The organism is Occallatibacter savannae (genome assembly GCF_003131205.1).
Classification (GTDB): Bacteria; Acidobacteriota; Terriglobia; order Terriglobales; family Acidobacteriaceae; genus Telmatobacter; species Telmatobacter savannae.
In genome coordinates, this window is the sequence record NZ_QFFY01000003.1 from 786,137 (window position 1) to 795,662 (window position 9,526).

Genomic DNA, 9,526 nt, shown 5'->3' on the forward strand with positions numbered 1-9,526 from the left:
CTCCGTCCACTGTCGGAACAGCTGGTCTCGCCAATCGATCCCCGCAGACGGACGTCTTCCAAGCTCCTCGTTACGTTCGCGATAGCTCTACCGCCGCAACAAAATCCGCCTAAGGGCATCTAAATAAGAAGAAAAGGACAAGAATCGGCCCCCAACATGCACTGTCGACCCCGGGGCACTAGATCTGAGGATTATTTATGAAACGGTTTGGTAAAGCAGCAATCGCACTCACCGCGGGCACCCTGCTCGCGACTTCCCCGGTTTTCGCACAGAAAGACGCGCAGCAAGGCCAAGGCCGCGCCATCGTCACGGTCCTGCCTTCAGCAAAGAACGGCAACGCCGGGCAGATTTCCGCGCAGAATCTGAAGGTCAAGGTCAACGGCAAAGACTCGACCGTCACCAGTTTCAATCAGCTGCAGGAAAGCAGCAGCCCCGTCGAACTGGTTTTGATGCTCGACTCCGGAGCACGCGCAAATCTCGGAACGCAGTTCAACGAAATACAGGCCTTCGTCAAGGAAATGCCGCCCAACACCAGGATGGCCATCGCTTACATGCAGCAGGGCCGCGCAGTCTTCTCGTCTCAGCTCTCCTCGAACGCGGCAGATGTGCTGAAAGGATTGCATCTCAGCTCCGGCATCCCGGGCGAAAATGCCAGCCCGTACTTCTGCCTCTCTGACTTGGCAAAGAACTGGCCTTCGCACGACCGCACCGCTCGTCGCGAGGTGGTCATGGTGACCGACGGCGTGGACAATTACGAGCGCCGCTTCGATCCAGACGATCCGTACGTTCAGACCGCAATCAAAGATTCGGTGCGCGCCGGCCTGGTCGTCTATTCGATCTACTGGCAGAACACGGGACGGCTCAACAGCACGGGGTACGAGACCAACGCCGGCCAGAACTTGCTCTTGCTTGTCACGCAGGCGACTGGCGGCAACAGCTACTGGGAAGGCCTTGGCAATCCAGTCTCGCTCCAGCCCTTCTTCCAGGACCTGCGCCGCAGGCTGAACAATCAATACGAAGTCAGCTTTACAGCACCGTCCAACGGCAAGCCTCAGGTGGAGACGTTGAAGGTCGATCTGCATGTTCCATCAGCCAAGGTTGCCGCTCCGCAGCAGGTGCTGGTCACAGGGCCTGTAAGCGCACGAGGCGAGTAACTACCTCATCCCGCAAACGAAAGGGCAGGCGATTTCGTATCGCCTGCCCTTTTTAAACCCGCTTAGATTCAGCTTAGATTCCAGCCGACTGGCTGTACGACCGCTCCGGCGAACGATAGCTCGAGTACCCTTCGCTCCCGCTCTGGTCCTGCTTGCGGCCGTCAGAACCATGTTGCTTCACCATCTTGTTGTAGATCCCAAGCAGCAGAAACGGCGCAGCCCACTGCCCGATGAACAGCGACTCGTCTCTCTTGCGCATCGCCTGAAACGTCGCCGAAACTGCCATCGACGCCAGCGCCAGCGCCAGGAACGCACTCGATGGAACTTTGGAGGTCGTGCTCTCGATCGCCGCTGTAAACTGATCCTCCTGCGACTCACCTCGACCGACTCGATAATCTGCCATAACCAAACCTCTCCTTGGCGATACTCCAGATCGCTCTGGTTGGGATGCGGCCCGACCGTGAGCAGCGGCCTTGAAAACTCCTCATTTTCGTCTCCCGAAATACCGCGGCCTCTACTCCGTCTCATCACAACAAGCGTTCGCTGCTGCCTATACCTCCCATTTCTTGAACCCAGAGTAGATGCCGTATAGTTTTCTCCAAGTCAGCACTTCTGAATCGGCTTCGTCTTCATTCCACTCCCATGCAAGGTCGTTCTTTGGGTTGCCGCTTCGGTGACGGGGCGATCGCTCGTTGCTCTTCGGATCGCTCAACTTAAGTGCCGGCTGAACTTCAACAGAAGGACACCATGCGACCAATTCGCCTCGCCTTGCTGCTTTGTTCATTTTCTTTTGTCAGTGCCGCAGTCTCCCTCCAATCACAATCGCTGAACACCAACTTCGCGCGCGACCCTCAGCAGCCCATCGATCAGGACTACACCGACCACATCCACAAGTACACAACCGACCCCACCTTCACCTCCCCTCTCGTCGACTACCTCCCCGCCTCAAAGACCGTTCCCACTCCCGCCAGAGTCCTCGGCGATGTCTCCGGCGCGCCTGACATCCTTCCCTACGCCGAGGATGTCTACAAATACTTCCGCCTCCTCGCCGCGGCCAGCCCGCGCGTGAAGGTCTACACCATCGGCCACACCGAAGAAGGCCGCGAGCAGATTGCTGTCGCCATTGCCGATGCCGACCTGCATAAGAACGCCGACGCCAACAGGCAGCGCCTCGCCCAGCTTGCCGACCCGCGCACCATCAACTTCGACGACGCAAAGGCCCGCACGCTCATCGACCAGTCCTACCCCGTCTACTACATCACCGGTACCATTCATTCACCCGAAACCGGCGCGCCCACCGCGCTCATGGAACTCGCCTACCGCCTCGCTGTCGACGACTCGCCCTACATCAAATTCATCCGCTCGCACATGATCGTCCTCATCACCCCCGTCGTCGAGGTCGACGGCCGCGATCGCCAGGTTGATATCTACCGCTGGCACAAAGCCCACCCCAACGAGAAATACCCGCACCTCCTCTACTGGGGCCACTACGTCGCGCACGACAACAACCGCGACGCCATGGGCATGACGCTGGACCTCACGCGCAACGTGCTCAACACCTACCTCGACTGGCACGCGCAGGTGCTGCACGATCTCCACGAATCCGTGCCCTTCCTGTACGACAACACCGTTGGCGACGGCCCATACAACGCCTGGGTCGATCCGCTGCTCGCCGACGAGTGGGCCGAACTCGGCTGGAACAATGTCGCGCAGATGCAGGGCTTCGGCATGCCCGGCGTCTTCACCCACGGCGACTTCGACACCTGGAGCCCCGGCTATCTCATGTTCCTCGCCGCCATGCACAACGGCATCAGCCGCCTGTACGAAACCTTCGGCAACGGCGGCGCTGACACCGAAAAGCGCATTCTTGATCCCGAAGAATACTCACGCACCTGGTACCGCCAGAATCCGCCGTGGCCCATCGTTAACTGGTCGCAGCGCGACAACAACAACTACGAGCAATCAGCGCTGCTCTCCACCCTCTCCTACTTTTCACAGCACACGCACCACTTCCTAGAGAACTACTACACCAAGAGCAAGCGCGCGACGCAGAAGCCGACCCTCGAAGGCCCGGCTGCGTACGTCATCTCACCCGACGCGGCCTCAGCCAATCGGCAAGTAGAACTGCTCAAGGTCCTTCAGCGCCAGCACGTCGAAATCCAGCAGCTCTCCGACGCGGCCACCTGCTCGATACCCGGCGAGAAGCGCGACGACAAACCGAAGCAGCAAACCTTCGCCACCGGCTCCATCGTCATTCGCATGGATCAGCCCTACTCCCGCATCGCCGACGCCCTCCTCGACCGACAGTTCTGGGCGCCGGACGATCCGCAGAAACACCCCTACGACGACACCGGCTGGTCCTTCACGCACCTGTTCAATCTCCAAGTTGTCCGCGTCACCGATCCCGCAATTCTCAAAGCAACCATGAAGCCCATCGACGACCCCGCCACGCTCGCCGGCAAACTCGACGGCTCCGGCTCCTTCCTCGTCCTCAACAACACCGGCCAGGTCTCGCTTCTCTCCGCCGTCTACAAGCTCAAAGGCGCGAAAGTCCAGGTAGCCGAAAAAGCCTTCGACGCGGACGGCAAGCACTTCAACGCCGGCTCGCTGCTCATCTCAAGCGCTGACGACAAAATCGCCGACACGCTTCGCACCCTCGCCCTCGACGCTACGAAGATCTCCGCCGCGCCGAGCGTCGCAACTCATGATGCGACCGCGCCGCGCATTGCGATGATGCATACCTGGCTCGCTACGCAGACTGAAGGCTGGTGGCGCTACGCATTCGACACCGCCGGGATCCCCTACTCCTACATCAGCACGCAAACCGCCGCCAAAGAAGACGACCTCCGCTCCAAGTACGACGTCATCATCTTCGCCCCCGTCGGCCACGGCTCCACGCAGGACATCATCAACGGCTTGCCCCGCTGGAACAACCACATGCCCTGGAAGAAATCCGACATCACGCCCAATCTACAGATTGGCGACGACGGCACCGACGACATCCGCCCCGGCCTCGGCTACGACGGCCTCGAGCACCTCCGCACCTTCGTCGAAAAAGGGGGCCTGCTCATCACCTCCGAAGACACAGCCCAGTTCGCCGTCGAAACTGGTCTCGCTCCCGGCGTCAGCCTCGCCTCAAAAGGCGATGCGCGCATCGTAGGCTCCGTTCTCAACACCACCTTCGTCGCCAAAGACAGCCCGGTCGCCTTCGGCTACACCGGCAATCTCCCCGTCATGAGCGCCAGCGGCATGGCCTTCAACATCAGCAACACCCTTGGCAGCAGAGCCAGTCGCATGCTGATGGATCCGTACTCTGAACGCCCCACCGGCCGCGGGGGCCTGGAGGACAACGACGAGCCCCTTGGCCGCAAAGCCGTCGAAGCCGAGAAGCTCGAGAAGACTCAGCCCTGGGAAGCCAAGAAGCTGAACGAAGAACAGATGCGCAACAACTTCTCCGTGATCCCCGAACAGCTCCGCCCTGAAGTGATCCTGCGCTTCAACGACAACAAGTCACTTCTCCTCGACGGCCTTCTCGACAAAGCCAGTTCCATCGCCGAACACGCCGTCGTCGTCAACGCGCACCTCGGCACCGGCAGCGTTCTCCTCTTCGGCAACAACCCCGTCTACCGCGGCGAAACCATCGGCGACTACCCCCTGGTCTTCAACGCCATCCTTAACCACGACCACCTCCAGCGCACCGCCTCACCAGCCGCTCCGAGCGGCGACCAGAAACCATCCACGCCCGAACCAGCCACCAAACCAACTGGCAACTGACACCTGGCAACTGATAACTGTTCGCATTCATCGGCCTTTCCCGATGAATGCGAACTATGTCAAACTGTCACACATGGGAAGCAAAGATAAAGGTCGCAAAGAAGCCAAGAAAGCTCCGAAGCCGAAACCAAAACCCGAGCCGACCCGGCGCGAGATCTTCACTCCGCAGCCTCCTTCGAAATAGCCGAAGCGATCTCCTCCCGGCCCGGATCAAACAAGACACAGAGAGCCCTCCGAATTCCGGAGGGCTTCTTCTGTTTTGGGCACAGGCTTCCTGCTGCGCCCACCCCCGTGACGGATTGACTGCGCCGCTCTCCGGAATCTCTCGTCAATCCTTGAATTCTCACGATATGCTGGCCGCATGCCTCAGCATGCTTTTCGAGCGGCACTCTGCTGCGCAGTGTTCTGTTGCATCCCTGCGGGCCTCAGCGCCCAGAGTTCGACGTCAACATCCCCATCCACGGCGACAGCAGCCGCAGCATCCGTGCTCTCATTGGAAGACCTCGGCAGGGGCCTTGCCCAAGTGGACGGAGCATGGCAATTTCACCTCGGAGACGATCCCTCTTACGGATCTCCAAATCTCGACGACACGGCGGGACACAATGGGTGGGAGGCCCTGACCACCGACAAGACCTGGGGCTCCCAAAGCCACCCCGCGTACGTCGGCTTCGCCTGGTACCGGCGCCACGTCCATGTGCAGCCGGCTGCAGGCCAGTCGCCCGATATGGCTATGCTGATCCGGAACGTCGACGACGCTTACGAGGTCTACTGGAACGGAAAGCTGATCGGCGGCTTCGGCAAGCTGCCCCCCGGCCCTGTCCACTACTACCGTCCACCGGCACAGACCCTCGGACTTGGCCCAATCACAGATGGCGTTCTCGCTTTCCGCGTCTGGAAGGCGCCGCTCAATTCGTTTGACTCCGATCAGCTTGGAGGCTTCAACTTTCCGCCTCTGATCGGAAGCCCCGCAGCCATCGGCGCTCGCAAAGCGCAATTGGATTACGAGTGGATGCGCAGCCAGCAGTTCATCTTTGCGCTTACATCCCTCTACGCGCTAGTCATGGTGCTCAGCCTGCTCTTCTGGTTGCGCGACCGCTCGCAACGACTGCTGCTGTCCATGGCTGTCTACTGTTTCGCACTCGTGGCGGGCATATTCCTCTTAAGCCTCCGAATTCCCTTCAGCAACGATTTCGCCCTCGGCTGGTTTCAGCCGTTGTTCGTTCTACAGGATGTCGGCCTCTGGTATGTTCTGCTCTACATACTCAAGCTCGATCAATCACCCGGCATCGCGCGTGCCACCCGCATCCTCGCTATCATCGCGCTCGTTGGGGGTTCTCTCGACGGCTTGCTGGTGCCCGTCACCTCTCCTCAATACGTGCCCATGGCGCAATTCGCGGACGCGGTTTTGACGGCAGTCACCACCATCATCGAGCCCTTCCCGCTGGTTCTCGTAGCCTTCGGGCTTCGCCAGCGGCTTGACGCTCCGCGCTGGCTGGTTGCCATCTTCGCTTCGCTCGCAGGCATGTTCTCAGTCCTCCGCATCGGGGTCCAGCAGGGAGCGCGCTTCACCCACTGGAAGCTCGCTGACAAAATCGACGCTCCGCTCTTCAACGTTCTTGGCAATAACGTCTCGATGCAAGGCTTGATGCGCGTCTGTCTGCTGGTGGCCATCGTTTACGGCGTCTATCGCTACTCGCGCGAGGCCAGCCTGCGCCAGTCCATCCTGGAGCAGGAATTCAAAAGCGCACGCGAACTGCAGCAGATCCTCGTTCCGGAAGCGCTGCCCGACATCTCCGGATTCACCCTTACAAGTGCCTACAAACCGGCAGCCGAAGTGGGAGGCGATTTCTTTCAGATCATCTCGCTTCCCGGATCTTCGACCCTCATTGTTCTCGGAGACGTCAGCGGAAAGGGACTGAAGGCGGCCATGACGGTTTCGCTCCTGGTCGGCGCCATCCGCATGGTTGCCGAGACGTCCAGCAGCCCCGCAGAAATTCTCGCTGCTCTCAACCGCAGGCTCGAAGGACGCATGCAGGGCGGGTTCGCGACGTGCATCGCGCTTCGACTTGATCCGGACGGCTCCTGTACCCTCGCCACCGCCGGGCATCCCGCGCCTTTCCTGAACCAGCGTGAACTCGAATTGCCGGGAGCTCTGCCTCTGGGCATCACACCGCAAGCCCGCTACGAAGAAACGAAGATTCAGCTTCGCGAAGGAGATCACTTCGCCCTCTACACCGACGGATTGCTGGAGGCCCGCAATTCCACCGGCGAACTCTATGGCTTCGGACGCCTGAACATCCTCTTCGGCACATACCCCACTGCGTTGAAGGCCACAGAAGAAGCCGTTGCCTTCGGCCAGAACGACGACATCACTGTGCTCACCCTCACGCGCTCGCAGTCTGCTGCACTGAATCTCGCCACAGCCTGATAGCTCTGTTTAGGACTATCGCTCAGACGCACGAAGGCCCTCCACTCGGGAGGGCCTTCATCACGACGCGCAAGCCAGTCCGGCTTTACCCTACAACTTCGATTCCCATCGATCGCGCTGTACCCTTGATGCTCTTGATCGCCGTCTCAATCGACGCGGCGTTCAAGTCAGGCATCTTCTGCGTGGCGATCTCGCGAACCTGCTTCTCCGTCACCTTGCCGACCTTGTCCTTGTTGGGAGTGCCCGAGCCCTTCTGCAGGCCCGCAGCCTTCTTCAACAGAATCGATGCCGGAGGCGTCTTCGTCACAAACGTGAACGAGCGGTCGCCATAAACCGTAATGACAACCGGAATAATCAGTCCGGCCATCTCCTTGTTCTGCGTGCGGGCGTTGAACTGCTTGCAGAACTCCATGATGTTGACCTGCGCCTGGCCCAGTGCCGGACCAACCGGCGGTGCAGGCGTCGCCTTGCCGGCTTCGATCTGCAGCTTGACCATCGCACTTACTTTTTTCGGAGGTGCCATATCTCGGGTTCCTTCGGAGACAGCTCTTAGCTCCTAGCTTTTAGCTCTTAGCTGTCGGGTGCAACATTTGAATTTTGGTGCGCAGCATTCAGCGTTCGCTTTTAACCGGCGCCGCCAGGTAGGCAAACCGGCTAGAAGCTAAAAGCTAATAGCTAAAAGCTGTCGCTACTCAATCTTTTCGACCTTTCCGAACTCCAGTTCCACCGGCGTCGAGCGGCCGAAGATCGTCACCATCACCTTCAGTGTCTCGCGGTCCTCGTTGATCTCATCCACCACGCCGTTGAAGTTGGCAAACGGTCCGTCCGTAATCCTGACAGACTCGTTCTTCTCAAACTTGATCTTAAGCCGCGGCTTTTCCTTCGCCGTTTCGCTGCGGAAGAGGATCGAACTCACTTCTTCCTCGCTCAGCGCTACCGGCTTGTCGCCGGTTCCCAGGAAGCCCGTCACCTTTGGCGTGTCCTTCAACACGTGCCAGAGGTTGTTATCGAGATCCATCTCGACCAGAACATATCCAGGCAGAAAGACCCGCTCCACCGTGCGTTTTTTGCCGTTGACGATCTCCGTCACCGGCTCGGTGGGAATCATCACGCGGCCCACCCGGTCCTTCAGACCAAAGGCCTGCACCCGGCTCTCGATCGACTCGCGTACCTTGCGCTCAAAGCCCGAGTAGGCGTGAAGGATGTACCACTTGAAGCGCTCGTTCGGTTGCTCGGGCGTCGGCTGCTGTTCGGCGGAGTTTTCGATTTCTTCTGCCATTGCTGTCTCGATTCGATCCTGCATTCTTACTGCGCGCCCAGCTTATGAAGTATCGCCTGAAGGGCCCTGCTGAAGACGCTGTCCGTCACCCAGAAAAAGAACCCGAAGATGAACACTGTGACGATCACGACCGAGGTCGTCGTCTGCACTTCCTTCCGGTTCGGAGTGACGACCTTCTTCATCTCCGCGCGCACATCGCTCAAAAAGCGATTGAGATTGCCCCACGCGCCAAGCGCACCTTCTTGCACGTTCGAGAGCGCTCCCGGCTGCTGACGCTTGATCGAGCTGTCGTCGCCCTTTTTGATCGCTGACTCTGTTGCCATACTTCAATCCTCTGCGGCCGAAGTTTCTTCCGCCGCATCTTCCTCAGGCTGACCTTCAGCCATTCTCTCCTCTGCAATGCCGTCAACTCTACAGAGGAGAAGCTGACAGCTAAGAGCTAATGGCTACTAGCTGTCTTTCAATCTGGCAGGGGCGGAGGGATTCGAACCCCCAAGTTCGGTTTTGGAGACCGACAGTTTAACCGTTGAGCTTACGCCCCTAAAAACAGCTTTTAGCTGTTAGCTTTTAGCCTTTAGCTCCATCCTGCCACGGAAACCGAGTTCGCTGACTCCGGCAAAATGAGCTAAAAGCTAATGGCTAATAGCTAAGGGCTGTGCTTTACTTCGTTTCCTTGTGCGGCTGGTGCTTGCGGCAGCGCTTACAGAACTTCTTGAACTCGAGACGGCCCGTGGTCGTCTTCTTGTTCTTCGTCGTCGAGTAATTCCGCTCCTTGCACTCCGAACACTGCAACGTAACAATATCCCGCATTTCAATTCCCTTCAGTCTGCAGTTTCCAGTCCCCAGTTGCCAGCGTCGAAATCAACTGGCAACTGGTAACTGGCAACTGAC

General features: G+C 59.1%; 8 protein-coding genes and 1 tRNA gene. 3 read left to right on the forward strand and 6 right to left on the reverse strand.

The genetic code is table 11. The annotated features are described in order from the left end of the window. The first annotated feature begins 197 nt into the window (after positions 1-197). Positions 198-1,154 (forward strand): hypothetical protein, encoded by a 957-nt coding sequence (locus tag DHV10_RS14915; RefSeq protein WP_109487133.1) that lies wholly within the window; start codon positions 198-200, stop codon positions 1,152-1,154. 73 nt (positions 1,155-1,227) lie between these two features. Here the strand turns inward: DHV10_RS14915 and DHV10_RS14920 are convergent, their stop codons facing one another. Then, positions 1,228-1,557 (reverse strand): hypothetical protein, encoded by a 330-nt coding sequence (locus DHV10_RS14920; protein WP_239461708.1) that lies wholly within the window; start codon positions 1,555-1,557, stop codon positions 1,228-1,230. Between the two features lie 344 nt (positions 1,558-1,901). Between DHV10_RS14920 and DHV10_RS14925 the strand changes: the two genes are divergently transcribed. Continuing rightward, positions 1,902-4,928 carry a M14 family zinc carboxypeptidase gene (locus DHV10_RS14925; RefSeq protein WP_109487134.1) on the forward strand — a complete coding sequence of 1,009 codons (3,027 nt, stop codon included), beginning with the start codon at positions 1,902-1,904 and terminating at the stop codon, positions 4,926-4,928. Positions 4,929-5,412: 484 nt separating this feature from the next. Further along, positions 5,413-7,356 carry a PP2C family protein-serine/threonine phosphatase gene (locus DHV10_RS14930; protein WP_162601558.1) on the forward strand — a complete coding sequence of 648 codons (1,944 nt, stop codon included), beginning with the start codon at positions 5,413-5,415 and terminating at the stop codon, positions 7,354-7,356. Positions 7,357-7,441: 85 nt separating this feature from the next. On the opposite strand, the gene rplK is transcribed toward DHV10_RS14930, so the two are convergent. From rplK to rpmG, 5 genes are all read right to left on the reverse strand, one after another. Beyond that, complete coding sequence (gene rplK, locus DHV10_RS14935; protein WP_109487136.1) at positions 7,442-7,879, reverse strand: 50S ribosomal protein L11; 438 nt, start codon at positions 7,877-7,879, stop codon at positions 7,442-7,444. 165 nt (positions 7,880-8,044) lie between these two features. After that, on the reverse strand, positions 8,045-8,635 hold the full coding sequence (nusG, locus tag DHV10_RS14940) for a transcription termination/antitermination protein NusG (RefSeq protein ID WP_109487203.1): 591 nt from the start codon (positions 8,633-8,635) through the stop codon (positions 8,045-8,047). A gap of 26 nt (positions 8,636-8,661) precedes the next feature. Further along, entirely contained in the window at positions 8,662-8,958 is a 297-nt protein-coding gene (gene secE / locus DHV10_RS14945; protein ID WP_109487137.1) for a preprotein translocase subunit SecE, read from the reverse strand. A gap of 143 nt (positions 8,959-9,101) precedes the next feature. Then, positions 9,102-9,177, reverse strand: a tRNA-Trp gene (locus tag DHV10_RS14950). Positions 9,178-9,295: 118 nt separating this feature from the next. Next, positions 9,296-9,445, reverse strand: a complete 150-nt coding sequence (rpmG, locus tag DHV10_RS14955; RefSeq protein WP_109487138.1) for a 50S ribosomal protein L33 — start codon at positions 9,443-9,445, stop codon at positions 9,296-9,298. Between the last annotated feature and the right edge of the window lie 81 nt (positions 9,446-9,526).